Below are 25,797 nucleotides of genomic sequence, written 5' to 3' on the forward strand. Positions count from 1 at the left end.
CTATGGCATTTGATAGCCAAACCCTGGGGGACACCCCGGCGCAAAACATTGCTGCGCAAAAGTTCTACTTCGCCGCCTGGCGGTGGCATTTCTATGCGGGGATTTTCGTTATCCCCTTCCTGATCATTCTGGCCGTCACCGGGTTGATGATGATGCTCATCACCCAATATGACGGTCGCGATGGCGAAAAAATTGCGGTCGAAGTTCAGGGAACCGCCCTGCCAATATCGCAACAGACCGAGGTCGCGCTAACCGAACTCCCCGGCACAGTCGTCGAATGGATTGGCCCGAAAGCCGCCGATCTGGCCACCGTGTTTCGTATCAAAACCGAGGCAAGCCAACGCCTTATTGCCGTCGACCCCTATGCCGGAGAGGTCCTGCAAATCTGGGATCGTCGCGCGGGCTGGTACGATCTGGCGGACAATATTCACTCGACCCTGCTGATCGGGACAACCGGGGATCGCATCATTGAAATCGCTGCCGGTCTGAGCCTGCTGATGGTCTTCACCGGTCTTTACATGTGGTGGCCACGCGGCAACGCCATGGCTGCATTTGTCCCCAACCTGCGCACGCGAGGCCGTGCTTTGTGGAAATCTCTACATGCCGTGATCGGGTTCTGGATGTCCGGGCTGCTGGTTGTCTTTCTGATCTCGGGCCTCTCCTGGGCCGGTGTCTGGGGTGGAATGATCGTACAACCCTGGAGCAGCTTCCCCGCCGAGAAATGGGACAACGTGCCCCTCTCGGACGATATCCACGCCAGCATGAACCACGGGCACCAAAACGACGTTCCCTGGGCGCTAGAGCAAACGCCGATGCCCGCCTCGGGTTCTGAGGCCGGGATTGATGGCGTACCGCAAGGCACGCCGGTGGATATCGATGCCTTGGTGGCGTTGGGAGTGGCGCTGGACATGTCAGGACGCTTCCGCGTCGCGTATCCCAACGGCGAGGAGGGCGTCTGGACCCTGAACCGCGACAGCATGAGCAGCGACTCGACCGATCCGGCAAACGACCGCACCGTTCATGTGGATCAGTATACCGGCAAGATCTTGGCCGATGTGCGGTATCAGGATTATTCGCTGATGGGGAAGTCCATGGCTGTTGGCATTCCGTTTCACATGGGGCTGATGGGGACGTGGAACTTTATCCTGAACGTCGTGTTCTGCCTGTCGGTCATCTTTGCTTGCGTCTCGGGCGTGGTGATGTGGCTGAAACGGCGGCCACAGAGTGCGGGGCGACTGGCCGCGCCGCCAATGCCTGCGGAAATGCCGCTGTGGAAAGGGGCTGTTGTGATCGGTCTGTTCACCGCGATGGCCTTCCCGCTGGTGGGTCTGACATTGCTGGCGGTGCTGGTCTTTGACCTTCTGCTGGTCAGCAATATCCCGGTGATGAAAAAAGTCCTGAGCTGACAAATCCGGGCCGCATCGCATCGGTGCGGCCCGATCTATCCCGATGTTTCCGCTGTCTGGGTTTGGCAGCGTCCGCCAATGTCCTATACGTGCTGTGCCCCATTCACCTCGATTTCCGCCCCCGAGATGTATGAGCTTTCCTGAGAACACAGGAAATAGATCGCCGCTGCGACTTCTTCAGGCTGCCCTAACCGTCCAAGTGGCAGATTTTCCACTATTTTATTGGTACCGGGGCTGAGGATTCCGGTTTCAACCTCACCAGGTGCGATTGCGTTCACCCGCACGCCCATTGGGCCGAAGTCATGTGCCATTTCCCGCGTCAGCGCTGCCAGCGCCGCCTTGGATGTAGCGTAGGCCGCGCCTGCAAACGGATGTACGCGCGCGCCTGCAATGGATGTCACGTTAACGACTGATCCACGGGCTGCGGCCAATTCCTCTTTCAAGCCGCGCGCCAGAACAACGGAAGCAAAGAAATTGACGTGGAACACCTGCCCCCAAGTCATGAGGTCGGTGTCCAGCGTATTCAATCGCTCTCCTTCTGGGCCCTTCGGCGACACCCCCGCGTTGTTGACGAGGGCGTGTAGCTTGCCTCCGACCATTTCTTGCAGGACACCAACTGAATTGATCGTTTCGGCAGGATCGCTCAGATCCAGCTGCAAATGATTTTCTTTTCCTTCCCACGGACAATCATCCGGCACAGGAGAGCGCGAGCACGTGATAACCCGCCAACCTTCGGCATGGAACCGACGAACCGTTGCGAACCCAATGCCCCGGCTAGCACCCGTCAGAATAAGAGTTTTTTGCTCCATTGGATGTGTCTCCTGTTTCAGGGCATGCAGGCACACTAACAGTGGCGACTGCACTCACAACAGCGATCTTGGCTTATGCCGCCAAAACGCCTAACACGTGAGGAAGAGGACCAAGATATGAAGACACGAGACATGAACCGGGACTGGATCGCCACCGCTGCCACTTTGAACAGCGCATTGCCGTATCTGCAACGCTATGACGGTGCAATCGTCGTCATCAAACTGGGCGGCCACGCCATGGGCAGCGACGAAGCGATGGAAAGCTTTGCCCGCGACGTCGTTCTGATGCGTCAGGTCGGGGTCAACCCGGTGGTCGTGCATGGCGGCGGGCCGATGATCAACGCGATGCTGGATCAGCTGAACATCCAGTCGGAGTTCGTGAACGGCAAACGTGTGACCGACAAAGCCACCGTCGAAGTGGTCGAGATGGTGCTGTCCGGCCTGGTAAACAAACGCATCGTGCAGGCAATCAATGGTCAGGGCGGCAAGGCGGTGGGCCTGTCGGGCAAGGATGCCAACCTGATGATCTGCGATCAGGCCGATCCGTCACTTGGGTTTGTCGGCTCTCCGTCGCAGATGGATCCGGCGATTTTGCATAACCTGTTCGCGCATGACGTGATCCCCGTGATCGCGCCTCTGGGCGCAGGTAAGAACGGCGAGACCTTCAACATCAATGGCGACACTGCTGCCGGGGCTATTGCTTCGGCGCTCAAGGCGGACCGGCTGCTGCTGCTGACGGATGTTTCGGGCGTTAAGAACGCGGGCGGCGAGGTTGTGACCGAGCTGAAAGCCGGTCAGATCCGCGAAATGACCATGGACGGCACCATTGCGGGTGGGATGATCCCCAAGACCGAAACGGCTCTGGATGCCTTGCACAGCGGCGTACGGGCCGTGGTCATTCTGGATGGGCGTGCGCCCAATGCGGTGCTGTTGGAGCTGTTCACCGAACACGGCGCAGGCTCGCTTATCCGGCCCGACTAATTACCCAACGGAGGAGACATGACCGGACGTCCCCCGACCTCCTCATCAACCTTCTATGACCGCGTGGAACATGCGGTGCTGCAAGCGGGTCTGATCGTGATGGGCGCCCTGCACCCACACCGGGTCGACGCCAAACAATTGGATGGCGGCACGCTGATCCTGTTGGGCGCGGGAAAATCATTCTGGCCCACGCTGAAATCCGCACCCGAATGGCCAGGCGACCACCCGGTTGATCGGTGGTCAACGCGCGTGGTTGGGCAGTTGGCCCACGATATGGGGGCCGAGGCACATTTTCCCTTCGGCGGCCCGCCCTACGCACCCTTCATCGACTGGGCCCTGAAATCCGGGCGTACCTTCAGCAGCCCGGTGGGCGCGCTGGTGCATGATACCGTCGGCATGATGATCTCATACCGTGGGGCGCTGCATTTTACCGAAGAGTTCATTATCCCCGAGGTTCCCGGCTCCTCTCCTTGCATCAACTGCCCGGCCCCCTGTACCCAAACCTGCCCCGTCGGCGCCCTGAACAGTCAGAATTTCTATGATGTCGGGGCCTGTCACGCTCATCTGTCCACCGCGGCAGGGCAGACCTGCATGACAGGTGGGTGTCTGGCGCGGCTGTCCTGCCCCCTTAGCGAGGGTGCAGGGCGCGATGCTGAGCAATCCGCCCATCACATGAAGGCCTTTCACCCGTCATGAGCCGCACCCTGATCCTGACTCGCCACGCGAAATCCAGTTGGAATGACTTGTATCTTTCGGATCATGATCGCCCTTTGAACAAACGCGGACGCAAATCCGCCCCGGCGATAGCCGGTTGGCTGCGCGCAAACGGCTGGCTGCCAGATGAGGTGCTAAGTTCAACATCGACCCGCACCCGTGAAACCTGGGACCGTATGGGGCTGCAGGCGGACAAGATCACGTTTCACCGTGCGCTTTATCACGCGGAGTCCGAAGACATTCTGACCGAATTGTCAGGGGCGACAGAACCCACAGTGCTGATGCTGGGCCACAACCCCGGGATCGGCGTCTTTGCCAGCCGCATTGTCCGGGAGGCACCAGACCACGCCCGGTTCCACGACTACCCGACCTGCGCCACCACCGTGATCCGGTTTGATATCGACGACTGGGCGCATGTCCGATGGCACAGCGGCACCGTGCAGGGGTTTGTCATTCCACGGGAGCTGCTGGAATGAAAAAAGGCGGGGCAAAACCCCGCCTTTTCGTCCGGTTCTCTGGGATCAGTGGCCCAGAATCTGGCTGAGGAACAGCTTGGTCCGTTCGCTTTGTGGGTTGTTGAAGAACTCTTCCGGTTCGTTCTGTTCCACAATCTGACCGGCATCCATAAAGATCACACGGTTGGCGACCTGACGGGCAAAGCCCATCTCGTGCGTCACGCACAGCATGGTCATGCCTTCCTCGGCCAGCTCGATCATGGTGTCGAGCACCTCTTTGATCATCTCAGGGTCCAGCGCCGATGTCGGTTCATCGAACAACATGATCCGCGGCATCATGCAGAGCGAGCGGGCAATCGCCACACGCTGCTGCTGACCGCCCGAAAGCTGACCGGGGTATTTGTCGGCCTGTTCAGGGATTTTCACCTTTTCCAGGAAATGCATCGCACGCTCTTCGGCCTCTTTCTTGGGCGTCTTGCGCACCCAGATCGGAGCCAGCGTGCAGTTTTCCAGGATAGTCAGGTGCGGGAACAGGTTGAAGTGCTGAAACACCATGCCAACCTCGGACCGGATCTTGTCGATGTTCTTGAGGTCATTCGACAGCTCGGTCCCGTCCACAACGATCCTGCCCTGCTGGTGTTCCTCCAGCGCGTTCAGGCAGCGGATCAGAGTGGACTTGCCCGACCCCGATGGCCCCGCGATCACGATCCGCTCGCCCTGGTTGACGGTCAGATTGATGTCGCGCAGCACGTGGAAGGCCCCGTACCACTTGTTCATGTTGGTGATTTCGATGGCGACCTCGTCGCTCACCTGCATCTTCGAGCGGTCGATTTCGCGTTCAATTGCAAGTTCAGACATGTGTTGAACTCCTTAGCGGTGGCCAGTCTGAAGCTTGCGCTCCAGATACATGGAATAACGGGACATGGAGAAGCAGACGACGAAGAACAGCACGCCGATAAAGGCGAACAGCTCCCAGTAGACGCCGTTCCAGGCGGTATCGGCGCGGATGCCGTTGGTCAGGCCAATCACGTCGAAAAGACCGATGATCGAGACCAGCGTGGTATCCTTGAAAATGCCGATAAAGGTGCTCACGATGCCCGGGATCGAGATTTTCAGCGCTTGCGGCATGATGATCAGCCGTTGGGCCTGCCAGTAGTTAAGGCCCAGACTGTCGGCCCCTTCGTACTGACCGCGCGGCAAGGCTGCCAGACCACCCCGGATCACCTCGGCCATATAGGCGGCCGAGAATAGGGTCATCATGATCATCACTCGCAGGATGATGTCAAAATTGGTTCCCGGCGGCAGGAACAGGTTCAACAGCAGCGAGGCCACGAACAGCAAGGTGATCAGCGGCACGCCGCGAATGAACTCGATAAAGCCCACGCACAGGTATTTGACGATCATCAGATCGGACTGCCGACCCAGCGCCAGAACGATGCCAATTGGCAGCGAGACACCAATGGCCACAACACCCAACAAGATTGCCAGCATAAAGCCACCAAAGTCGCGGCTTTCGACCGGCGCGATACCAACGGGAATCACTGAATCGATCGCAACAGCAACCGGTCCAGAGGCAAACAACCACCAGAGTATCGGCAATCCAATCGCCAGAATCAGCGCCATCAAGGAACCTGCGGCGGGTAGCGCCAGCTTGTATACAAAGTACCCAATGGCGAACCCAGCAGCGACCATCAGCGGCCCCCAAATGCTTCCACCCCACATCAGCCAAGGCAGCAGAAACGGATAGGCCGCCGTTACGAACAACAGCTTACGCGGCACTTTGGTGAACAACACCGGCGCAATAGCAACCAGCAACAGGATGAAGGTCAGGTTCGGCCGGAAATAGGCCGGCCAGCCGCCCGATTCAGGTGGGTTAGACCACGTCGCGTCCGGATGCGCCGGATAAGGCGGATAGAACCCGTACAGCAATTGCAGCCACCGGTCCTTGATAACACCCCAGCAGGCATGGCCATGAGTATCACCCCATGTCGCCATCATGATCTCGCGACATTCCGACAGAGAATTGGCATTCCATACGGATTCGAACGTCCATGACAGGATGTTGGACAGCACATAGTAGATGAAGAACAGTGAGATGATGGTCAGGATGGCGTTGAGCCAGCTTGAGAACAGGTTATGCCTGATCCATCCCAGCACACCGACCTCGGATGCGGGTGGTGCCTGCTCCGGCAACATTTCCGTGCGGACAAATGAAACATCACTCATATTACCGCTCCACCAGTTTGACACGGTTGTTGTACCAGTTCATCACCGCCGAAATGCTCAGCGAGATGGACAGATAGACCAGCATCAGCAGCAGAACGCATTCCAGCTCGCGGCCGGTCTGGTTCATGGTGATGCCACCCAAAGTACCCGTGATGTCCATATATCCGACCGCGATCGCCAGCGACGAGTTCTTGGTCAGGTTCAGATAGTTCGAGATCATCGGCGGGATAATCACCCGCAACGCCTGCGGCAGGATCACCAGACGCATGGTCCGGCCAGGGCGCAGACCCAGTGCGGATGCGGCCTCGGTCTGACCCTTCGAAATTGCCAGAATACCGGCGCGAACGATCTCGGCGATGAAAGCCGCAGTGTACAGCGACAGGGCCAGCCACAACGCGATCAACGAGTTCCGCATATGGGTGCCACCGGTGAAGTTAAAGCCTTTCAACTCAGGGTAGCCTAAATGAAAGCCCAGCACCGTCAGCAGAATAATCGACGGAACGAACAGCAAGCCCAGCTGGATGTGCCAGATGGTCGGACGGTCACCCGTCTTTTCCTGCGTCGCATTGGCCCAGGCCGACACTTTGCGCATTGCGAAGATGCTGCCGCCAAGAACGATCAGGAAGGCGATGAGGTCCAGCGAAACATCGAACCGCAGGCTCGACGTGCCGAACAAGTGAATATCTCCCAACCCGCGCGAAAACAGGAATTCGGGGATATAGACCCCGCGATTGGTCACAGCGACTGTGCCGAACAGATCCATAGTGGCTTCTGGGTTTTCACCCCGGAAGGCGCGCGGTGCCGGCAGGCTTTCGATCAGAATGGCCATGGCGAACACGATCCAAAGCAGCACTGGCACGTTGCGGAACATTTCGACATAAACCGTCATGATCCGCGCGATCAGCCAGTTATTCGACAGGCGCAAAACACCGACCATAACGCCAATGATCGTTGCCGTGATACAGCCCAGAACTGCGACAACCAGCGTGTTTAGCAGGCCTATGAACGCCGCACGCAGATGGGTATCGCGCGAGTCGTATTCCAGCAGACGCTGGTTGATGTCATAGCTGGCCGGTTCGGCAAAAAAATCGAACCCGACTGTTCTGCCCAGTGTTTCGAGGTTCTGAATGGTGTTGTTGATAATCCAGGCTGCCAGAAGCATGAAACCGATCATCGCTATGACCTGAATGGTCGCAGATCGGTACCGCGTATCGTAAAGGAGCATGGACAGCCGGAAGTGCTCCTTCGGCGGGTCAGTGAGTGTCGTCATGACCTATGTTTTTCCCCGTGCATCCCGGTTTATGGCAGAGTTTGCTTCTGCTCAGATCGTTCCGGGCGTGTTTCTTATGGAAGGAAAAAGGGCGCAGGTTGCCCCGCGCCCTTTTCCGTGGTTTTTAGCGGAAGGGCGGTGCGTAAAGCAGACCGCCATCAGTCCACTGAGCGTTCAGGCCGCGTGCCAGACCGATCGGAGTTTCTTCACCGATGTTCTTGGCAAACACTTCGCCATAGTTGCCGCCGACTTTGATCGCGCGCTGTGCCCAGTTCGCGTCCAGACCCAGCATCTCACCCAGCGTACCTTCGGTACCCAACAGGCGGTTTACCTCTGGGTTGTCGGTGGCACCGCTGGACATCTCGTCGATGTTCGCCGAGGTTACACCCAGCTCTTCCGCCGCGATCAGTGCGTTGAGGGTCCAGCGGACCACATCGCCCCATTCGTGATCGCCATGACGGACCAGCGGGCCCAGCGGCTCTTTCGAGATGATTTCGGGCAGGATCACGTGATCACCAGCGTTTTCAAAGGTGGCACGAGTTGCCGCCAGGCCAGATGCGTCGGTGGTATAGACGTCACAGGCACCAGCCAGATACTGCTGCTGCGCTTCGGCGTTGGTTTCGATCGGAACCGGCTCATAGCTCATGTTGTTTATGCGGAAGAAATCCGCCAGGTTGAGCTCGGTCGTAGTGCCGGTCTGGATGCAGACCGTCGCGCCGTCCAGTTCCTTGGCCGAGCTGACGCCCAGAGCCTTGGGAACCATGAAACCCTGACCATCATAATAGTTGATGCCGACGAATTCGAACTTCAGGTCGACGTCGCGGCTGAAGGTCCAAGTGGTGTTGCGGGCCAGCATGTCGATCTCGCCCGAAGCCAGCGCGGTAAAGCGTGTCTTACCGGTGGTCGGAATGAATTCTACAGCGGTCGGATCGTCCAGAACGGCGGCTGCAACGGCGCGGCACACGGCCACGTCAAAGCCCTGCCATTCGCCATTGGCGTCCGGGCTGGCAAAGCCGGGAACACCGGTCGCCACGCCACAGTTCAGTTTGCCGCGCGCCTTGACATCATCAGCAGTCCCCGCCGCAGCCGCACCAGCAGCCAGGCCGGCGATGGTTGCCACGCCCAAGATTACGGATTTTTTCATTTTTACCTCTTCCTGATTTCCCGTCCCTATCCAGAGACGGCTCTGTCCGGCACCTTTGGCACCAGAAAGGTTTCCCCAAAGGTGTCTCCCCTTTAGTGGGCACGAGTTTGGGCGTATTCATAAACAAACGTCAAGGCCCGGATCAGGGAAAACGATGAGTCAATTCAAAGATGACTCGTTCCACGTTGGAAAATCAGGCTGTAAGGGATCAAATCGAGAGGTCAAAAAATCTTTTTGCGTGCAAAAAGGCCGCCTTTTTGGTTTCCGCTACGTCAAATGCCTCATCGTCGTGGCCCCATTGCTCAATCTGCCAAATTTCATCCAGCCTGGACATTTGCCAGATTTCTTCAACATTGCGCCAGTTCAGAGCAGTCGCAAAACCAAGGACAAGCGAGCCTGACAAGCTGACAAGATCATGGAATGCGGCCAGTTGAAAATCGTTAAGCTGATGAACACGCAGCTTTAGGGTGTTCAAAGCTGTTTCCGATTGCGGCTGATGCAACACACCAGCCACGGGCAACAGCCGCGCAGATAGCACCTCGGCCGCCCAGTCCAGGGCCGGGTCCCATTGCTCGGCCTGACGTTTTTGCAACTCTTGCGGGTGCGCCGCGCGGTAGCACAGCAAATCCGAATCCCCATAATCGGCCAACATGTCCGCAACCTCGGCGTGTTGATGGTGGACCTTGTCGATGGCAGCGTTGGCCGACCGTGTGAATGGCATGACTCGCGGGTCGATCTCTTTTTCCTGCGCGTCCCATTCAGCGGCAACTTGTTCGGCCATAGCATGTGTGGGCAGGATCAAGGCTGCCTTAGCCGGAGTTTTCACCCGGCGTCCGTCCAATTCGACAGTGAATCCCCCTTCGGCATCGACCACGGCACTTTCGGTCCAAAATCGCTTGGGTTTCCAATCGCTCATGTTGTCAGGTCCAGATATCGTCCAGCGCTTGCGGCAGCTGGTCAAAGGTTTCAATTACACAGGTCGCACCGTCCAAAGCGGACCGGTCGTGATAGCCCCAACTGACACCGATGCCCGTCACCCCGGCGGCGCGGGCCATGTCCATGTCGAATCTTGTGTCGCCAATCATGACCGTGTTGGCCGCGTCCACCCCGGTTTCACTGCGCGCGGTGTCGATCATCGAAGGGTGCGGTTTCGACGGGTGGTGATCCGCAACCTGCCGGGTCACGAAATACCGCTCCAGCCCATGCGCCTCGATCAGTGCGTCCAGCCCGCGCTGGGACTTACCGGTGGCCACGCCCAACAATACTTCAGGCACTGCGTGCAGCGCCTCAATGGCATCCCGCGCGCCAGGATAGAGAGGAGAGCTTGCAGCGCCATTTTCAAGACGGTGCGCGTGATAGGCTTGTTTATACCCCTCGACCAGGCACTGCTGATCACTGTCCGAATGTTCTGGCGCCAGTTGTGCCATCGCGTTGGGCAGGGACAAACCAACAATGGACAGAATTGCGTTGCGGTCAGGCACCGGTAGGGACAGCGCCCGAAAACTGGCGGTCATCGCCGCGACGATGCTGCCCTGGCTATCGACAAGGGTGCCATCCACATCGAACAGCACCAAACGCAGCGGTGCGCTCATTGCAGTTCCTCGAAGGGATCATCGGCGGCCAGATCCTCGGTCCAACCAAAGGTGTCCCAGCTGTGTTTCATGTGATCCGGCAATGGCGCAGTAATGGTGATGGTCTTGCGCGTGGTGGGATGCTGGAACGAAGCCTGCCGTGCGTGCAGATGCAATTTCTTGCTGATGATACCGCCCAGTTGCGCGCCCCACCCGTCACCAAGGTTTTCCTGACCTGAGCCGCCGTATTTGCCATCGCCGATGATGGGATGCCCAATTGCGGCCATATGCGCGCGCAGCTGATGCGTGCGGCCCGTGATCGGCTCCATCGCCACCCATGCAGCGCGCCCAGCCACCCGGTAAAGCGTGGCATAGAGCGTGTGCGCCCTTTTCGCGCCCGGCGTGTCATTGATTTCGTTCAGATGCACGGGGATCATCTTTTCACCCTCACCGTGCTTGCCGTGGCCTGCGGCTTTGACCAGCCCGGTCTTGATCTCACCCAGATAGGGCGTCGGCACCCCGGCGACCAGCGCCCAATAAATCTTGCGCGTATCGCGGTGACGGAAGGCGGTAGTCAGCCCTTTGGCCGCCTCGCGCGTGCGCGCCATCAGCAATACGCCCGAGGTGTCTTTGTCCAGCCGATGCACAAGGCGGGGGCTCTCGTCATATCCAAACCGCAGCGCCTCGGACAGGCTGTCAACGTGGCGCGTCTGGCCACTGCCGCCCTGCACCGGCAGGCCTTGGGGTTTGTTCAGCGCCAGAACGTCATCATCGCGATAGATGACGCAGGACTGGATCATCTTGGCGTCGGCGTCCGAAATACGATGTTTGACCTCGGCAGGTTTGTGATCGGCATCGGGCAAAGGCGGTACACGAACGACCTGACCAGCCTCAAGCCGGGTCGAGCCTTTCACCCGCCCGCCTTCAACCCGCAGCTCGCCCTTGCGGCACATCTTTTCGATGCGCCCCTGGCTGACATGGGGAAACAGGCGGCGCAGCCACCGGTCCAACCGCTGGTCGCCGTCACCTTCTGCCACGGTGATCATCTGTACGCCGCTCATGCCGATATCCCCTGCGTCGCGCGACGTGTCCGCGCGCTAAGCCTGTCTGTTCGTGTCCTAGAAAACATGCGCGTCTGTGGCCTGCTGCACCGCAAGAGTCAAGCCGACCTTACCCGTTGCGCTGGGCCCGCAGCTTGGCAAAATAATCCAGCCGCTTTTTCAACTCGCGTTCGAACCCACGTTCGACCGGCTGATACAGTTCAGGCCGGTCCATACCGTCAGGGAAATAGTTCTGACCCGAAAAGCCATCTTCGGCATCGTGGTCATAGGCATAGCCCGCGCCATAGCCCTGATCCTTCATCAACGAGGTCGGCGCATTCAGGATATGCTTGGGAGGTGGTTCGCTGCCCGATTGCTTGGCCAGCCGCATCGCCGCCTTGTAACCGACGTAAGCGCCGTTCGATTTGGGGGCCAGGGCCAGGTAGACCAGCGCCTGTGCCAAGGCCAGTTCCCCCTCGGGACTGCCCAGCCGTTCATAGGTCTGCCATGACTGCACGCAGATCGCCTGTGCCTGCGGGTCGGCCAGACCGATATCCTCAACCGCCATCCGGGTGATCCGCCGCGCCAAATATCGCGGGTCTTCGCCCCCCGTCAGCATCCGCGCGAACCAATAAAGGGCAGCGTCCGGATCTGACCCGCGGACCGATTTGTGCAAGGCTGAGATCAGGTTGTAATGCTCATCCCCCGATTTGTCGTATTTTGCTGCACGCCGCATCAACCGGGTCGACAGCGCATCCGGGTCCAGCGGCGCATCGACCTTCCACGCCGCGATCTGCTCGATCAGGTTCAACAGCGCACGCCCGTCACCATCGGCCATTTCCTGCAACGCCTCACGGGCAGGCCCGGTCAGCGGCAATGCGCGGTCCAGCTCTTTCTCGGCCCTTTGGGTCAACCGTTCCAGATCGGTCAGGCTGAGCCGTTCCAGCACCAGCACTTGCGCCCGGCTGAGCACAGCCGCGTTCAGCTCAAAGGACGGGTTTTCGGTCGTGGCCCCAACCAGCAGGATCGTCCCATCCTCCATATGGGGCAGGAACCCGTCCTGCTGGGCTTTGTTGAAACGGTGGATCTCATCCACGAACAGCAGCGTGCCCTGCCCGTTCTGGCGGCGGATCTTGGCGGCTTCGAACACTTTTTTGAGGTCCGGCACGCCAGTGAAAATTGCGCTGATCTGAACGAAATGCAGATCGGTTTCCTGCGCCAGCAGCCGCGCGATGGTTGTTTTTCCCACCCCCGGCGGCCCCCAGAACACCAGACTGGACAAGCTGCCCGAAGCCAGCATGACCCCCAGCGGTGCCTCCGGACCCAAGACCTGAGCCTGCCCGATTACCTCAGCCAGCGCTTGCGGCCGCAACCGATCCGCCAGCGGCCGATGCGCAGGCGGTGCGGGCGCGGCGGCCCCGGTGTCGAACAGATCGCTCACGCGTTACAACCGGAACCGCAGGGAAACCGAACGGCCACCGCGCAGGATGTCAAAATTCAACCTGCGCCCCGGATCGGTCAGCGCATCGACTATGTCTTGCGGGTGGTCGATCTGCGCGCCGTTGATGCTATTAACCACATCACCCACACGCAGCCCAGACCGCCCTCCGTATCGGTCTGCGTCCACCACAACAACGCCGGTTTGCGACAGCACCAGCCCCAGCCGCGTGATGACCGCCGGATTAACGCGTGAGACCGTCAACCCAGGCATGACTGTCTGGTCATCCAGCGTGGTCTCGTCGGCTGACGGGGTCTCAGGTGCCCGGACAAGGGCTACTTCCAGATCCGAGCTTTCCTCGCCGCGCAACCGGGTCAAAACCGATGTGCCGCCGACACCCGCCACCGACATGCGGAACTTCATCTCGGCCGGAGAGTTCACTTCATCCCCGTCTACGTGGGTCACCACGTCACCGACGCGCAGCCCTGCATCGGCAAGCGGGCTAAGGGGGTGCAGGTCTGAGATTACCACGCCCAACGGGATCACCAGACCCAGCGACTCGGCGATATCAGCGCTCATATGCTGACCTGCCATTCCCGCCCAAGGGCTGACGAAATGGTCATTACCCTCCTGCGCTTGCCGCAGGAACTCGGCCACTAAATTGGCCGGGATCGCAAATCCAATGCCGTTTGATCCGCCCGAGCGGGTCAGAATGGCCGTATTTATCCCGATCAGATCCCCGTTCACGTCAATCAGCGCCCCACCCGAGTTTCCCGGATTGATCGCCGCATCCGTCTGGATGAAATAACCGCGCGCGTTGCCGGTCGCAGCCCCGGTCCGGGCCAGCCCTGAGATGATGCCCGACGACACGGTCTGTCCCACCCCGAACGGGTTGCCGATGGCCAGCGCCAGTTCCCCCACCGCGACTTGATCGGAGTCGCGCAGTTCCAGGAACGGCAGATCGTCAGCCTCTTGCAGGCGCAAAATGGCGATATCGCTTTCCTTGTCACCCAGTACCACCTGGGCCGAATACTCCCGCCGATCCGTCGTCACCACGCGAATTTCCGTGGCAGTACCAACCACATGGTAGTTCGAAACGACGTAACCATCCTGCGAAAGGATTACGCCGGACCCCAGCGAGTTCTGCACTCGCGGGCGCGGCTCGGCCGTGCCGCCGCCAAAGAAATCCCGAAAGAACGGGTCCGAGAAAAACGGGTTGGCCCGCCCCTGCCGCACGATCTTAGCATAGATGTTGACGACCGCCGGTGAGGCCTCTTTGACCACCGGGGCGAAACCCAACGATATCTCGGCTTGTGATTGCGGCACGCGGGTGTCCGCAGTGGCTACCGAGGCGCATGCGAAGGAAAGAGCGATAAGTGTCGCGCGGAACATATAGACCTCAACTTGCAGAGTTGCGTTGGATATGCGCCCGCGCGAAACGTAATGCAAGCTTCCGGTGACAGTCAGTTAAGAGGAGCGTTCAACCGCGTACCCTTGGTAATGATCCCGCCGCGATTGCCAACATCAATGGTTCCGTAGCGCTGCTTGAACACCTCAGGCAATTCGCGGTCTCCCTCGGGGGATAACCAAAGTCGGAACAGATGACGCCGCTCGTCCGGGTTCGGCCAGTCGGTGAACCCTGTCCGGTCATGCAGCTGAGAATGATTATAAACGAACTGCATGTCTCCGGGTTGCAGCCGCATGGTCAGGTACATTTCTGGATCATTTGCTAACGCATCAAACCTGTCCAAAGCCGCGACATGGTCGGGTGTCAGGCGCATGGCATCAGGAAACCTTTGCGCGCTATCGATATACTGGCGCTGGTAGAACACGGTGAGCTTGCCGTCGTGCCAGCAAAATGGAGGGATCGTCATGAATGGTTGCATGCCTTCCGGCACTTCGCCCCGGCGATCGGTCGCGATGGGGTCGAACAAACGCTGCAGCAGGTCGGGGCACTCGGCACGCATTCGATTATAGATGGTTTCGGCACTGACCAACAGTGAATCCCCGCCCTCTTTGGCGTCACGCAAACATAGCAGCCCGACGATATCGGCGCTGTCCGTGTGAAAGGTCTGCCGCTCGTGGGTCTGGTAAATCCGCGTGTTCGGGTCATTGGCATCCGCGCCAATGTCACGGACATGCCCTAGAATGTGGCCCTGAGCGTTCTGTGAGCGGGCAGACCCCAGATGTGCCCCCGCCCCGCAGAAAATAGCCGCTGCCATCTCTTGCGTGTACGATTGCACCGGAAGGCCCCGGACTACCTCAAATCCGATCCCATTGATCAATTTGTCGCGCAGATGTTGCAGATGGCCGTCAAACCGTTGTAACGGAAAATCCGCTTTTGAAATTTCCCCGATGTCGCGCCCCAAGCTCAGATAGTGACGGGCAGCTTGTTCAAGATCGGCGATGTCCTCGGGCGAAAGGTCGACAATCCATTCATGCTCGCGAGCGCTCATCTGTTGTCCGGTCCAAGCGGAAGGTCCTGTGAATTCACTGGGGATCTCGGATATTTCCGTCATCATCTGTACTCCACACATATTTTTCAGGATAACGCGGGAAAGATGGTTTTTCATTGCCGTAAATCGCCGGAAATGACGTTAGTTAGACGATAGACCTGTACTGTCCGCCTGCAAACAGGTGGCGCACGCATCATTCAATCGGCGACCAATCCTGACCGGGATCGTAGGACGTAAAATCCGCAGTTATTTCCAGTGTTTCGGGGCCAAAATCCGCCTCGAAAACAATTCCGTTTTCGCCCACAAGGAATGAATGGATACCGGTTTCACCATATTCGGCTGGAACTGCCAACAGGGCGTGCCCGGCGACAAACCTATCACCGACAAAATAGGAATAAGCGCCACCCGGTGCATTTGGACCCTGCTCTTGTAGGATAGTATAGTAATACCCTAGGAAGGGCTCGGCCTCGTAATCAACCTCGCCATCACTCCAACCCGAAGCGGCAGCGCGGGCCAGTGCTGCACCGACAAAGCTGTCTTCTTCGGGCCAGAACAACCCGTTTCTGACGCCTGGATCCGCAATAATCGTCTGAGCAAATTCCATAACGCCATCACCATTGTGATCGACCAGCCTGAACGCAGCCTGAAGATCGACGTAAGCCTCAAGCAGTTCGATCACGTCCAGTTCGTTCAAGCCAATCTCGCGCGCCGAAAGTTCCTCGATGCCGGCTTCGAGATCGAATTGCCAGCCGTCTTCGCCTCGTGAAATGGGGATCGGGAATGGCCAGCTGTCTTCGCCCAACAAAAGAACGACGCCGTCCTCGTCGGGCTGAAATCGGTAACCCTCGGCGTACATGGCAAGTACTTCCTGCCGCCTTTCCTGATCCTCGACAGGATCACCTGTCCCGATCAGGTCTTCCGCCTCGGGCCCAAAAATCTCCAGCAACTTGCCTTGGTCATCCGCCCTCAGGGCATCAACAAAGGCATCAAGGGCAGTTTGCGGCGTGTCGAACCGAACCCCATCTGAAACTGCCGCACCCGCAGTTGCGGTAAGAAAAATAATGGAAAACACCGAATTACGCATCTTACCGTCTCCGCTTGCCTTTGGCGGCATGGCCGCGATTGGACGCGCTGTGGGTTCTTTTCCCTGACGCCTTTTTCTTCATCGCCTGCCCCTTGGAGGCCTGTGGCTTGCGCTGAGCCGCTTTCTTGGCCTGAGGCTTCTTGGCAGCTTGGGGTCTTTGTTGGACAGGCTTTTTCGCAGTCTCCGGTCTTTGCTTGGTACGCTCGACGGCTTGCTGCTTGGCTGCGGCCTTATCCCGGTCGACATTGCCCCGGTTCACCTGTGGCAGGTCTTTCTTTCCACTGTCCCGGTTGGCAAGCGCACCGCCAGCGACGGCTCCTGCGCCCGCTCCGGCGGCAACCGCTGCTGCCCGCTCACGCGAAGCGCCATCCCGACTAATATCGGCAGCACCAGATTCGCGGCTCAGTTTCGCGCGCAACTCATCTGTGCGTCCTTCGGGACGGTTCACTGGCAGATCGCCACGGCCACTTTCGGGCCTTTTGTGGTTCGAGATTTTATCCTGTGCCTGTTTTTTGCGGTCAGGATCGGGTTGCCATCCGATGTCCGTCCGGTCCCCAAGATCAATGTCCCTGTCGATATTGACGTTGCGGTCGACATCAATGTCGATATCGGGGTTCCTGATGATGGGTTGACCATTCCATCCGCCACAATTCCGACAGCCCCAATAGTCGTACCAATCATCATCGTCGTCAAAAATTTCGTCAATTAGTGCGACCGTTCCAAAGGTCAGTAACGCCGCACCAACCACATCCCCTGTCGATGGACCGGTATAAACTGTTTCGGGGTTGTATTGCGGCACATATACCGTCTCGGTGTTTGTGGGCGTGATGACTACCGTTTCGTCTTCGGCCACTTCAACTGTTTGTTCAGGGCCTGAAACTAATGCGCCACTGTCGATCGCCTGGTCCCGCATCACCTGAACAGCGTCCATCACATCGTCGGACTGGGCCAGCATCGCGGTACCCATGGTTTCGGTCCAGTCAATATGAGTGGCCATCTGCCCGACAACTTCGGGAAACGCCGTTGCAAGAACACTGACCGAAGGATCCCAGCCCATGGCATCGATTTCCGGCTCCAACTCAGCGGGGTCACGGTCGGCGTTGTCCAGCAAGAAACGCTCGGCCTTTACAATTTCCAACGGCTGGGTAGCGGCGACAAATATCTGGATAAGCAACGTGTCTGGATAAAGAGCGACCGGTGCAACCAATGTTTGCAGCTCGGCATCTGTCAACAGATCAGATTGATCAGTTGACGTTTCTTCGGCCGCGGGATCATTGGATGTTTCCTGAGCATAAAGCGCGGTTGATGCGCCAATACCGAGCATAAAAATCAGATACCTAAACATATTGCGATCCTTTAATTTCTTAAAGGATCACCCAAGATTGCGATTCTGGCAACAGGAGGACCAGTTGGCCGCTTGGTCCGCGGAATCAAAAACCCCCGCGTCCGGAGACACGGGGGTCAGAATTCAGAAAGCCGGGCTTTCTTATTCTTCGTCTGCAGCCTCTTCGGCGGCAACGCGGGCCTTGTCGGCCGCGCCTTTGGCGTCGACGTCGCGATCCACGAATTCGATGATCGCCATCGGGGCCATATCGCCATAGCGGAAGCCAGCTTTCAGAATGCGGACATAACCGCCCTGACGCTCGGCATAGCGGGGGCCCAGAACTTCGAACAGCTTTGCGACGTATTGGTCTTCTTTCAGCTGCGATGCGGCCTGGCGGCGGGCGTGCAGGTCTCCGCGCTTGCCCAGGGTGATCAGTTTTTCAACGATCGGGCGCAGTTCTTTTGCCTTCGGCAGAGTCGTTTTGATCTGCTCATGCTCGATGAGCGAGCCAGCCATGTTCGCAAACAGCGCCTTACGGTGCTCATGTGTACGGTTCAGGCGGCGGTAACCACGTGCGTGACGCATTTTCTAGTTCCTTCTTTCGCGTTTTGCTTTGTCTGGCCGGCGATGCGTGTCACCGGCTCTCCTTGGGGCGGAAGTGCCCTTGTTGTCCCCGGCAACCCATTTTCGGGCCGGGCATTGGAGAAGACGCGTTTAGAACGCGTCTTCGAATTTCTTCGCCAGATCTTCGATGTTGTCGGGCGGCCAGTCCTCGACATCCATGCCGAGGTGCAGACCCATGCCGGACAGCACTTCTTTGATCTCGTTCAGCGACTTGCGGCCGAAGTTCGGGGTGCGCAGCATCTCGGCTTCGGTCTTCTGGATCAGGTCGCCGATGTAAACGATGTTGTCGTTCTTCAGGCAGTTTGCCGAACGGACAGACAGTTCCAGCTCGTCCACTTTCTTCAGCAGCAGCGGGTTGAACTCCAGACCATCGTCTTCGTCCTGGCGGCCAGCCGATTCCGGCTCGTCGAAGTTGACGAAGATCGACAGCTGATCCTGCAGGATACGAGCGGCAAAGGCCAGCGCGTCTTCCGGCGTGATCGAACCATCGGTTTCGATCTTCAGGGTCAGCTTGTCATAGTCCAGAACCTGACCTTCGCGGGTCGGTTGAACGTCATAGGCAACCTTTTTGACCGGGGAATAGATCGCGTCGATCGGGATCAGGCCGATGGGTGCGTCTTCCGGCTTGTTCTTCTCAGCCGAGACATAGCCTTTACCGGTGTTGACGGTCAGTTCCATGAACAGGTCGGCGCCATCGTCCAGGTGGCAGATGACGTGATCGCGGTTCAGAACCTCGATGCCGGCGCTTTCGCTGATGTCGCCAGCGGTGACAACGGCGGGGCCTTTGGCATTGATCGACAGACGCTTGGGGCCTTCGACTTCCATGCGCAGGGCAACCTGCTTGAGGTTCAGGATGATGTCGGTGACGTCTTCACGCACGCCCGCAACCGAGGAGAACTCGTGCAGGACGTTGTCAATCTGGACGCTGGTGATGGCCGCGCCTTGCAGCGAGCTCATCAGAACGCGGCGCAGCGCGTTGCCCAAAGTCAGACCAAAGCCACGCTCCAGAGGCTCGGCAACCAGAGTCGCCTGACGTGCAGGATCGTTGCCCGGCTTGCCTTCCAGCTGGGTCGGCTTGATCAATTCAGCCCAATTCTTATGGATCATGTAATCCCTCCATTCCTGTCCGCGCCCCATGACCAACAAGGTGCAGACGCCCGAGGTTCAAAATGACGTGCTGGGGCCGTGCAAAAAACACAGCCCCAGCTCAATTCAAAATCGCTTAGACGCGACGACGCTTCGGCGGACGGCAGCCGTTGTGAGCGATCGGAGTCACGTCACGGATCGACGTGATGTTGAAGCCCACAGCAGCCAGCGCGCGCAGAGCCGATTCACGACCCGAACCGGGGCCCTGAACTTCGACTTCCAGCGTCTTGACGCCATGTTCCTGCGCCTTCTTGCCTGCGTCTTCTGCAGCCATCTGAGCGGCGTAGGGTGTCGATTTCCGCGATCCCTTAAAGCCCATAGTACCGGCAGACGACCACGAGATGGCGTTGCCCTGTACGTCCGAGATCAGGATCTTGGTGTTGTTGAAGGTCGAATTCACATGGGCGACGCCCGATGCGATGTTCTTACGCTCTTTGCGCTTAACGCGAGTCTTATCACGTGCCATCAGTCAGACCCTCCCTTATTTCTTCTTACCAGCGATGGCCTTTGCGGGGCCTTTGCGGGTACGAGCATTGGTGTGGGTACGCTGACCGCGAACCGGCAGGTTGCGGCGGTGACGCAGACCGCGATAGCAGCCCAGGTCCATCAAGCGTTTGACGTTCATCTGAACTTCACGGCGCAGGTCACCTTCGACGGTGAAGTTGGCGTCGATGTGCTCGCGGATGGCCAGAACTTCGGCGTCGGACAGTTCGTTAACGCGACGGGTCGCGTCGATACCTACGGCTTCGCAGATCGCTTTGGCCGAGGTGTTTCCGATACCGGTGATATATGTGAGGGCGATAGGTACCCGCTTTGCAGTCGGGATGTTTACGCCGGCAATACGTGCCACGTGTCACTTTCCTTTTCGTTGCGGTTCCGTAACTCCAGAACCTTTTTTCACAACGCTTTACCGTGGCAGTGAGGCCAGAGGGTTCAGCATTATTCGAGGTGGTCGGGGCAATTGGGACGAATCCCGCATGCGGTCTTGATTCCCTTTAGGGATGGGGGTCGATATGGGCTTTTGGCAACGCCGTCAAGCCCATATTGATATCAGCCAAGGATCGCCTCAATCGACGCGGTGACTTCTTTGATATCCGCCAGTCCGTTCACGGGGCGCAGATCGCCCTTGGCGTAGTAATAGCCGATCAGCGGCGAGGTCTTCTTGTAATATTCCATCAGGCGCGTACGCAGGCTGTCTTCGTTGTCATCTGCACGACGCTGGAAGTCATTTTCCTTACCGCAATTGGTGCACTTGCCGTCTGCCGGAATCGGTTTGGTGATGTCGTTATAAACCTCACCACACCCGCCACAGGTCGAACGCGCCGTGATACGACCCACCAGCGCATCATCATCGACGCGCATCTCGATCACTGTGTGCAACGACTGACCCAGCTTGGTCAGCAACGCCGCCAGCGCATCGGCCTGCGCCAGCGTACGGGGGAAGCCGTCAAAAATGAAACCGGCGCCTGTTTCGGTGGTCAGCTTCTCTTCGATCAGGCCGATCACGATCTCATCAGTGACCAGCTTGCCCGCATCCATGATCGCCGCAACCTTCTGCCCCATCTCGGTGCCCGAGGTCTTGGCCTCGCGCAGCATGTCGCCAGTGCTTAACTGAACCATGCCGCGTGTTTCGACCAGGTGGCGCGCCTGCGTCCCTTTACCGGCCCCCGGGGGCCCAAGAAGAATGATGTTCATCGACGAGAGGGTCCCTTCCTGCCGCGTTTCTTACCTTTGCCGCGCAATTGGGACTTTTCAATCAGCCCTTCGTATTGGTGCGCAAGCAGGTGGCTCTGAACCTGTTGGATCGTGTCCATGGTCACAGAGACGATAATCAGAACCGAGGTGCCTCCGAAATAGAACGGGATGGCAAACTGGCCCCGAAGGATTTCAGGTAGCAGACAGACCGCCGCCAGATAGGCCGAACCCAAAACCAGCACGCGGTTGACCACGTATTCCAGATACTCGGCGGTTTTCTTGCCCGGACGGATACCCGGCACAAAACCGTTCTGCTTTTTCAGGTTGTCCGCCACATCGTCCGGTTTGAACGACACGTTGAACGTATAGAAATAGGCAAAGAACACGATCATCGAGGCGAAAAACAGCAGGTACAACGGCTGTCCGGGGCCAAAGTTGGCCAGCAGCCACGACATCACCGGCCCGTTGGTCGCACCCGACGAGAAGGTCGAGATCGTCACCGGCAACAGAAGCAGCGAGCTCGCAAAGATCGCCGGGATAACGCCCGCCGGGTTCACTTTGACCGGCAGGTGGCTGGAACCACCTTCATAGATCTTCATACCGGCCTGACGGCGCGGATATTGGATGTGGATCTTGCGCAAGGCCCGCTCCATGAACACCACAAAGGTGATCACGGCGATAACCATCACGATCACACCGACGATCACTGCAGGGCTGATCGCACCGCTGCGTCCGCTGGCAAAGAACTGCGCCAATGCGGCCGGAACCTCGGCAATGATGCCGACGAAGATGATCAGAGAGATACCGTTACCGATGCCACGTGCGGTAATCTGCTCACCCAGCCACATCAGGAACATGGTGCCGCCAACCAGCGTAATCATGGTCGACATACGGAAGAACATGCCCGGATCGGTCGCCAGATCACCCGATTCCAGCGACACGGCCAGACCATAGGCCTGAACGGTGGCCAGAGCCACGGTGCCGAAACGGGTATACTGGTTGATTTTCTTGCGTCCCTGCTCGCCCTCTTTCTTGAGCTGTTCGAGCGCGGGAACCATAGATGTCAGCAGCTGCACAATGATCGAGGCTGAAATGTAGGGCATGATGCCGAGGGCAAAGATACCCATCCGTCCCAGCGCCCCGCCAGTAAACATCGAAACCATGCCGCCGATGCCCTGCCCCGCCTGCTCCATGAATTCGCGCAGGGCCTGCCCGTCGATCCCCGGCACCGGAATAAAGGTGCCCAGGCGATAAACGATCAACAAACCCAGCGTAAACAGGATGCGGTTGCGCAGATCGGTGGCTTTGCCAAGGGCAGACCAGCTTGTGTTGGCTGCCATTTGTTCTGCTGCTGATACCATAAATCGGTCTCTCTTATGAAAACACCGCCCGGAACCGTTTTCCGGCTCGGGCGGCGTCTGGGAAAACTCTGAGGACTATGTAAGCGGGTCTTTGCCCGCTCACAAGCGCTTACTCTGCCGCAGCAGCTTTTGTGACCGTCAGTGAACCGCCCGCTTTTTCGACTGCCTCAACGGCAGCTTTCGAAGCACCGGTGACTTCCAGGTTCAGCTTGGCGCTGATTTCGCCCTTGGCCAGAACGCGGATGCCGTCCAGCTTGCGACGAACCAGACCGGACGCAACCAGCGCGTCCTCGGTGATCGCAGCTTTGGCGTCCAGCTTGCCGGCGTCGACGAATTTCTGGATCAAACCCAGGTTGACAACGGCGAATTCCTTGCGGTTCGGCTTGTTGAAGCCACGCTTGGGCAGGCGCTGGTACAACGGCATCTGGCCGCCTTCATAGCCATTGATGGCCACACCCGAACGGGATTTCTGGCCTTTGATACCACGGCCACCCATTTTACCTTTGCCGGAACCGGGACCACGGCCAACGCGGGTGCGTTTCGGTGTGGCGCCAGGATTGTCGCGCAATTCGTGCAGTTTCATATCGCTTCTCCTTAGCCGGATGTGACCCCCGAAGCGTGATGGGCCAACCACGGCATTTCTTGGTTTTGATTCGTATGGCGCAAGGCCACCGCAGGCGTATAGGCCCGTTGACCTCTCTTGGCAAGCCCGCGGAAGCGTACCGCGCTAGTCCTCGGCTCCACCCGCCTTTTCAGCGGACCCTTTATGCGGCCGGATGGGGGCTGCAAGTGGGTCGATACCGTGCTTCTCGACCAGTTTGCCCACCAGACTGTTCGGATCGGGTCTGCCGCCATATTTGGTCCGCATGATCGCTCGCATCCGTCGACCGTATAGATGGATCGAAACCGTATCCTCTTTCATGTAGTGGTCGATTCTAGCATTCGGCCGGGCCAGGGCACGGCGGCGCGTGAAGTTCAGCGGATAGAAAACGTGCTCGGGCAGCGCATATTTGATCTCACCCGTCTGCTTCAGTGCCCAGGTAAACGCCCGTGGCCCCCACACCCCCCAGAACACCTCAGGGACGTTTACCGGCGCTCCGTTCTGCAGCGATTCTTCCAGCGGCTTTCGGTGCCTCGGAGGCAACCACGGCGGAATGAAATAAGGATCATTGGTTAGCTCAATCAATTTGCCCAGTGTATCACTATCCTGAGGTAGAGCGAGCACGCCTGTGGCCACCTCACCTTCGAGCCGCCCATAGTAATGGCCGTTGGGTGTCGAGAAAGGCTTCAGACAGTAAGCATCGGTATCTGCCCAGATCAAATCCGCTTCTTGCGCCAGCAGTCGATACCGGAACTTGTCCGAATGAGGTGCCGGGCTTCCGGTTCGGCCATGAGTCACAAACTCGGAATCGGGCAGTACCTCACGCGCATCGCGGTGCTCGACCCCATCGGGGATGTTTGTGACGTTGTCATAAGTATAGAGGCGCACACTTTGTCCTGCGTCCAGGTAAGACTTGATGCAGAGCTGTTCCAGGAAACTCAGGGGGCCTTCGACCCACAGCATTCCAATCTGATATTCACGCGCCATACTAAGTCTTTCCGCCAAATTGAACCGAGCATAAAAGTCGCTTTTCTGGCGTGTGCCTTATATGCGGCGTCCTCGCAATGCGCCCGGTCAAAAAACTTCAGCGCTGTGACGCGATAGACTCTCAAACAAAAAAGCGGCGCCAAACGGCGCCCCTGAATTCGTGGATCAGCTTGCTGTGTTACGAGCAGTAAACGTGATCATGCGCGATGTCTTTGATATCGCAGCGGCGCACACCGATATCGTTCAGTTCGCGGTCGGTCAGGCTTTGTAGTTCCGAATAGGTGCGATTGAATTCTGCGCGCAGGGCGTAAGCCTCTTTTACCTTTGCTGCAAAGTCAGCGATGCGAGCAAAAACGGTGATGCCGTGAGTGGTTGTTGCTGTATAAGCCATATCTGAATTCCTTTCCTGATCGGGGCGTATTCCCCGATGTTTTCTTGTGTGTTCCTTGTTTGGACAGGGTTCAGATAGGAGTGTTCGGTATCGCTAACAACGAAGATTTCGGTCTAGCCGCTATGCGTGCATTGAATAGCTATGCGGGGCGCTGTGCTTAATTGGGACCTTTACTGGCTTCTCTGCTTTCGCGCACTTCTTCTGCGGGCGGTCATCGCCCGGCCATCCCGAATACTAAGCCCCATCAACGTCAGATTGGTGGCGCCAGCGATCAGTTCAACGACTTGCACAATATAAAAGCTGGTGTCGAATGATCCTGCGTTTGCTTTTGCGCTAAGGTAGATGGCGGCGGGAACAAGGATGAGAAGTCCGTTCATCGCTATGATCGGCATCCGTTTCTTCTTGGCGAGCGCCTGGACATCTTTGCGGCGACGCCCAAGAGACATGCCGGATGCACCGACAATCACCATTGCTGGCACCAGAATAAACAGTCCGCTGACGATCATGGATTTTACCGCGGCGACGGTCGCATGGGTTGCAAATAACTCGCTGTACAAGGTGGATGTCCAGAAAACGAGGATTGTAAGAAAACCTAATACTCCGGCGATGGGGTGGATGGTTCTTAACATGTTGCTACTCCGGTTATCGCATCAGGCGACGCAGTGGTTTTCAACTGCGAGCTTTCGAACAAGATGTGGCCGCGCCACAGCACTATCTGGATAGTCCGCGATCCGTCGCTGAAATTCGGGATTGGTAAATGCGTCGCGGAAACTTTGGACGTCCTGCCAGATCGCGTAGTTCACAAAGGTCGAACTGCCAGCGATGCCCTGATGGAGTTGTGTAGAAATATATCCTGGCTGAGATTTCATGAAATCTGCATCATGCGCCCAGGCCTTCAGCAGCGCCTCTTTGTCTTTGGCGTCCACTGTGAACAGGTTGATCAGCACTACCGGACCTTCTTCGGTCTGCATCTGATCTGCCAGCGTGACGATTTTGTCCAACTCTTCAATACGAGCCATTTCGATTCCTCTCAATTCTTCTCCATAGCAAGCTATATATTATTGCATAGCTTGC

At 58.0% G+C, this 25,797-nt stretch carries 28 protein-coding genes; 4 read left to right on the forward strand and 24 right to left on the reverse strand.

All coding sequences use genetic code 11. The features are described 5' to 3' along the window. Positions 1–2 precede the first annotated feature (2 nt). Entirely contained in the window at positions 3–1,406 is a 1,404-nt protein-coding gene (locus ACR0B0_RS17305; protein ID WP_480648881.1) for a PepSY-associated TM helix domain-containing protein, read from the forward strand. Between the two features lie 83 nt (positions 1,407–1,489). On the opposite strand, the gene ACR0B0_RS17310 is transcribed toward ACR0B0_RS17305, so the two are convergent. Next, the gene (locus ACR0B0_RS17310; protein ID WP_480648883.1) at positions 1,490–2,215 is read right to left on the reverse strand and encodes an SDR family NAD(P)-dependent oxidoreductase; all 726 of its coding nucleotides are present in this window, start codon (positions 2,213–2,215) and stop codon (positions 1,490–1,492) included. 117 nt (positions 2,216–2,332) lie between these two features. Here ACR0B0_RS17310 and argB point away from each other — a divergent pair, with 117 nt between their 5' ends. From argB to ACR0B0_RS17325, 3 genes are read left to right on the forward strand one after another with little or no spacing between them, the layout of a single operon-like run. Then, positions 2,333–3,196, forward strand: coding sequence for an acetylglutamate kinase (gene argB, locus ACR0B0_RS17315; RefSeq protein WP_170362244.1), 864 nt, complete (start codon positions 2,333–2,335; stop codon positions 3,194–3,196). An 18-nt stretch (positions 3,197–3,214) separates the two neighbouring features. Beyond that, positions 3,215–3,892, forward strand: coding sequence for a ferredoxin (locus tag ACR0B0_RS17320; protein WP_480648885.1), 678 nt, complete (start codon positions 3,215–3,217; stop codon positions 3,890–3,892). Then, entirely contained in the window at positions 3,889–4,386 is a 498-nt protein-coding gene (locus tag ACR0B0_RS17325; protein ID WP_480648887.1) for a SixA phosphatase family protein, read from the forward strand. The genes ACR0B0_RS17320 and ACR0B0_RS17325 overlap by 4 nt, the downstream gene beginning before the upstream one ends. 45 nt (positions 4,387–4,431) lie before the next feature. On the opposite strand, the gene ACR0B0_RS17330 is transcribed toward ACR0B0_RS17325, so the two are convergent. From ACR0B0_RS17330 to ACR0B0_RS17440, 23 genes are all read right to left on the reverse strand, one after another. Then, complete coding sequence (locus ACR0B0_RS17330; protein ID WP_058283489.1) at positions 4,432–5,223, reverse strand: amino acid ABC transporter ATP-binding protein; 792 nt, start codon at positions 5,221–5,223, stop codon at positions 4,432–4,434. Between the two features lie 12 nt (positions 5,224–5,235). Further along, positions 5,236–6,591, reverse strand: coding sequence for an amino acid ABC transporter permease (locus ACR0B0_RS17335; RefSeq protein WP_480637976.1), 1,356 nt, complete (start codon positions 6,589–6,591; stop codon positions 5,236–5,238). Position 6,592: 1 nt separating this feature from the next. Next, positions 6,593–7,861: an amino acid ABC transporter permease gene (locus ACR0B0_RS17340; protein ID WP_170351660.1), complete on the reverse strand. Its 1,269-nt coding sequence runs from the start codon at positions 7,859–7,861 to the stop codon at positions 6,593–6,595. Positions 7,862–7,985: 124 nt separating this feature from the next. Then, the gene (locus ACR0B0_RS17345; RefSeq protein ID WP_170351661.1) at positions 7,986–9,005 is read right to left on the reverse strand and encodes an amino acid ABC transporter substrate-binding protein; all 1,020 of its coding nucleotides are present in this window, start codon (positions 9,003–9,005) and stop codon (positions 7,986–7,988) included. A 208-nt stretch (positions 9,006–9,213) separates the two neighbouring features. Further along, positions 9,214–9,921 carry an ATP12 family chaperone protein gene (locus ACR0B0_RS17350; protein ID WP_170362249.1) on the reverse strand — a complete coding sequence of 236 codons (708 nt, stop codon included), beginning with the start codon at positions 9,919–9,921 and terminating at the stop codon, positions 9,214–9,216. A gap of 4 nt (positions 9,922–9,925) precedes the next feature. Continuing rightward, a complete protein-coding gene (locus tag ACR0B0_RS17355; RefSeq protein WP_480648889.1) occupies positions 9,926–10,597 on the reverse strand; it encodes an HAD-IA family hydrolase in 672 nt (223 codons plus the stop codon). Continuing rightward, a complete protein-coding gene (locus ACR0B0_RS17360) occupies positions 10,594–11,637 on the reverse strand; it encodes an RluA family pseudouridine synthase (protein ID WP_480648891.1) in 1,044 nt (347 codons plus the stop codon). The genes ACR0B0_RS17355 and ACR0B0_RS17360 overlap by 4 nt, the downstream gene beginning before the upstream one ends. 109 nt (positions 11,638–11,746) lie before the next feature. Further along, complete coding sequence (locus ACR0B0_RS17365; protein ID WP_170553330.1) at positions 11,747–13,057, reverse strand: replication-associated recombination protein A; 1,311 nt, start codon at positions 13,055–13,057, stop codon at positions 11,747–11,749. Between the two features lie 3 nt (positions 13,058–13,060). Further along, entirely contained in the window at positions 13,061–14,446 is a 1,386-nt protein-coding gene (locus tag ACR0B0_RS17370; protein WP_480648893.1) for a trypsin-like peptidase domain-containing protein, read from the reverse strand. A gap of 71 nt (positions 14,447–14,517) precedes the next feature. Next, positions 14,518–15,510, reverse strand: coding sequence for a TauD/TfdA family dioxygenase (locus tag ACR0B0_RS17375; RefSeq protein WP_254429609.1), 993 nt, complete (start codon positions 15,508–15,510; stop codon positions 14,518–14,520). Between the two features lie 193 nt (positions 15,511–15,703). Beyond that, the gene (locus ACR0B0_RS17380) at positions 15,704–16,594 is read right to left on the reverse strand and encodes a DUF2950 family protein (RefSeq protein ID WP_170351667.1); all 891 of its coding nucleotides are present in this window, start codon (positions 16,592–16,594) and stop codon (positions 15,704–15,706) included. Between the two features lies 1 nt (position 16,595). Then, entirely contained in the window at positions 16,596–17,939 is a 1,344-nt protein-coding gene (locus ACR0B0_RS17385; protein ID WP_170351668.1) for a DUF3300 domain-containing protein, read from the reverse strand. A 141-nt stretch (positions 17,940–18,080) separates the two neighbouring features. Next, positions 18,081–18,503 carry a 50S ribosomal protein L17 gene (gene rplQ / locus ACR0B0_RS17390; RefSeq protein WP_170351669.1) on the reverse strand — a complete coding sequence of 141 codons (423 nt, stop codon included), beginning with the start codon at positions 18,501–18,503 and terminating at the stop codon, positions 18,081–18,083. A 129-nt stretch (positions 18,504–18,632) separates the two neighbouring features. Then, entirely contained in the window at positions 18,633–19,649 is a 1,017-nt protein-coding gene (locus ACR0B0_RS17395; RefSeq protein ID WP_058276312.1) for a DNA-directed RNA polymerase subunit alpha, read from the reverse strand. A 115-nt stretch (positions 19,650–19,764) separates the two neighbouring features. After that, complete coding sequence (gene rpsK / locus ACR0B0_RS17400; RefSeq protein WP_008757289.1) at positions 19,765–20,154, reverse strand: 30S ribosomal protein S11; 390 nt, start codon at positions 20,152–20,154, stop codon at positions 19,765–19,767. Between the two features lie 15 nt (positions 20,155–20,169). Then, positions 20,170–20,538, reverse strand: coding sequence for a 30S ribosomal protein S13 (gene rpsM, locus ACR0B0_RS17405; RefSeq protein ID WP_058272383.1), 369 nt, complete (start codon positions 20,536–20,538; stop codon positions 20,170–20,172). Positions 20,539–20,738: 200 nt separating this feature from the next. Then, on the reverse strand, positions 20,739–21,383 hold the full coding sequence (locus ACR0B0_RS17410; RefSeq protein ID WP_170351670.1) for an adenylate kinase: 645 nt from the start codon (positions 21,381–21,383) through the stop codon (positions 20,739–20,741). After that, the gene (gene secY, locus ACR0B0_RS17415) at positions 21,380–22,744 is read right to left on the reverse strand and encodes a preprotein translocase subunit SecY (protein ID WP_058283501.1); all 1,365 of its coding nucleotides are present in this window, start codon (positions 22,742–22,744) and stop codon (positions 21,380–21,382) included. The genes ACR0B0_RS17410 and secY overlap by 4 nt, the downstream gene beginning before the upstream one ends. A 109-nt stretch (positions 22,745–22,853) precedes the next feature. Then, complete coding sequence (rplO, locus tag ACR0B0_RS17420; RefSeq protein ID WP_480648895.1) at positions 22,854–23,327, reverse strand: 50S ribosomal protein L15; 474 nt, start codon at positions 23,325–23,327, stop codon at positions 22,854–22,856. Positions 23,328–23,471: 144 nt separating this feature from the next. Then, complete coding sequence (locus ACR0B0_RS17425; protein ID WP_254437437.1) at positions 23,472–24,332, reverse strand: hypothetical protein; 861 nt, start codon at positions 24,330–24,332, stop codon at positions 23,472–23,474. 178 nt (positions 24,333–24,510) lie between these two features. Further along, positions 24,511–24,723 (reverse strand): DUF1127 domain-containing protein, encoded by a 213-nt coding sequence (locus tag ACR0B0_RS17430; RefSeq protein ID WP_170351672.1) that lies wholly within the window; start codon positions 24,721–24,723, stop codon positions 24,511–24,513. Positions 24,724–24,893: 170 nt separating this feature from the next. Continuing rightward, on the reverse strand, positions 24,894–25,352 hold the full coding sequence (locus ACR0B0_RS17435) for a hypothetical protein (protein WP_170351673.1): 459 nt from the start codon (positions 25,350–25,352) through the stop codon (positions 24,894–24,896). 21 nt (positions 25,353–25,373) lie between these two features. Beyond that, positions 25,374–25,742 carry an antibiotic biosynthesis monooxygenase family protein gene (locus ACR0B0_RS17440; protein ID WP_480648897.1) on the reverse strand — a complete coding sequence of 123 codons (369 nt, stop codon included), beginning with the start codon at positions 25,740–25,742 and terminating at the stop codon, positions 25,374–25,376. Positions 25,743–25,797: the final 55 nt, after the last annotated feature.

Source organism: Ruegeria sp. BA12, assembly GCF_056539625.1.

Bases quoted from the DNA above. Each gene is read 5' to 3' on its own strand.
- ACR0B0_RS17305 (WP_480648881.1), top strand. From the start codon at position 3: ATGGCATTTGATAGCCAAACCCTGGGGGACACCCCGGCGCAAAACATT.
- ACR0B0_RS17370 (WP_480648893.1), bottom strand. From the start codon at position 14,446: ATGTTCCGCGCGACACTTATCGCTCTTTCCTTCGCATGCGCCTCGGTA.
- ACR0B0_RS17335 (WP_480637976.1), bottom strand. From the start codon at position 6,591: ATGAGTGATGTTTCATTTGTCCGCACGGAAATGTTGCCGGAGCAGGCA.
- ACR0B0_RS17340 (WP_170351660.1), bottom strand. From the start codon at position 7,861: ATGACGACACTCACTGACCCGCCGAAGGAGCACTTCCGGCTGTCCATG.
- ACR0B0_RS17380 (WP_170351667.1), bottom strand. From the start codon at position 16,594: ATGCGTAATTCGGTGTTTTCCATTATTTTTCTTACCGCAACTGCGGGT.
- ACR0B0_RS17325 (WP_480648887.1), top strand. From the start codon at position 3,889: ATGAGCCGCACCCTGATCCTGACTCGCCACGCGAAATCCAGTTGGAAT.
- ACR0B0_RS17350 (WP_170362249.1), bottom strand. From the start codon at position 9,921: ATGAGCGATTGGAAACCCAAGCGATTTTGGACCGAAAGTGCCGTGGTC.
- ACR0B0_RS17410 (WP_170351670.1), bottom strand. From the start codon at position 21,383: ATGAACATCATTCTTCTTGGGCCCCCGGGGGCCGGTAAAGGGACGCAG.
- ACR0B0_RS17385 (WP_170351668.1), bottom strand. From the start codon at position 17,939: ATGTTTAGGTATCTGATTTTTATGCTCGGTATTGGCGCATCAACCGCG.
- rplQ (WP_170351669.1), bottom strand. From the start codon at position 18,503: ATGCGTCACGCACGTGGTTACCGCCGCCTGAACCGTACACATGAGCAC.
- ACR0B0_RS17430 (WP_170351672.1), bottom strand. From the start codon at position 24,723: ATGGCTTATACAGCAACAACCACTCACGGCATCACCGTTTTTGCTCGC.
- ACR0B0_RS17395 (WP_058276312.1), bottom strand. From the start codon at position 19,649: ATGATCCATAAGAATTGGGCTGAATTGATCAAGCCGACCCAGCTGGAA.
- ACR0B0_RS17310 (WP_480648883.1), bottom strand. From the start codon at position 2,215: ATGGAGCAAAAAACTCTTATTCTGACGGGTGCTAGCCGGGGCATTGGG.
- ACR0B0_RS17435 (WP_170351673.1), bottom strand. From the start codon at position 25,352: ATGTTAAGAACCATCCACCCCATCGCCGGAGTATTAGGTTTTCTTACA.
- ACR0B0_RS17345 (WP_170351661.1), bottom strand. From the start codon at position 9,005: ATGAAAAAATCCGTAATCTTGGGCGTGGCAACCATCGCCGGCCTGGCT.
- argB (WP_170362244.1), top strand. From the start codon at position 2,333: ATGAAGACACGAGACATGAACCGGGACTGGATCGCCACCGCTGCCACT.
- ACR0B0_RS17440 (WP_480648897.1), bottom strand. From the start codon at position 25,742: ATGGCTCGTATTGAAGAGTTGGACAAAATCGTCACGCTGGCAGATCAG.
- ACR0B0_RS17320 (WP_480648885.1), top strand. From the start codon at position 3,215: ATGACCGGACGTCCCCCGACCTCCTCATCAACCTTCTATGACCGCGTG.
- secY (WP_058283501.1), bottom strand. From the start codon at position 22,744: ATGGTATCAGCAGCAGAACAAATGGCAGCCAACACAAGCTGGTCTGCC.
- rpsK (WP_008757289.1), bottom strand. From the start codon at position 20,154: ATGGCACGTGATAAGACTCGCGTTAAGCGCAAAGAGCGTAAGAACATC.
- rplO (WP_480648895.1), bottom strand. From the start codon at position 23,327: ATGAAACTGCACGAATTGCGCGACAATCCTGGCGCCACACCGAAACGC.
- ACR0B0_RS17375 (WP_254429609.1), bottom strand. From the start codon at position 15,510: ATGAGCGCTCGCGAGCATGAATGGATTGTCGACCTTTCGCCCGAGGAC.
- ACR0B0_RS17330 (WP_058283489.1), bottom strand. From the start codon at position 5,223: ATGTCTGAACTTGCAATTGAACGCGAAATCGACCGCTCGAAGATGCAG.
- ACR0B0_RS17425 (WP_254437437.1), bottom strand. From the start codon at position 24,332: ATGGCGCGTGAATATCAGATTGGAATGCTGTGGGTCGAAGGCCCCCTG.
- ACR0B0_RS17355 (WP_480648889.1), bottom strand. From the start codon at position 10,597: ATGAGCGCACCGCTGCGTTTGGTGCTGTTCGATGTGGATGGCACCCTT.
- ACR0B0_RS17360 (WP_480648891.1), bottom strand. From the start codon at position 11,637: ATGAGCGGCGTACAGATGATCACCGTGGCAGAAGGTGACGGCGACCAG.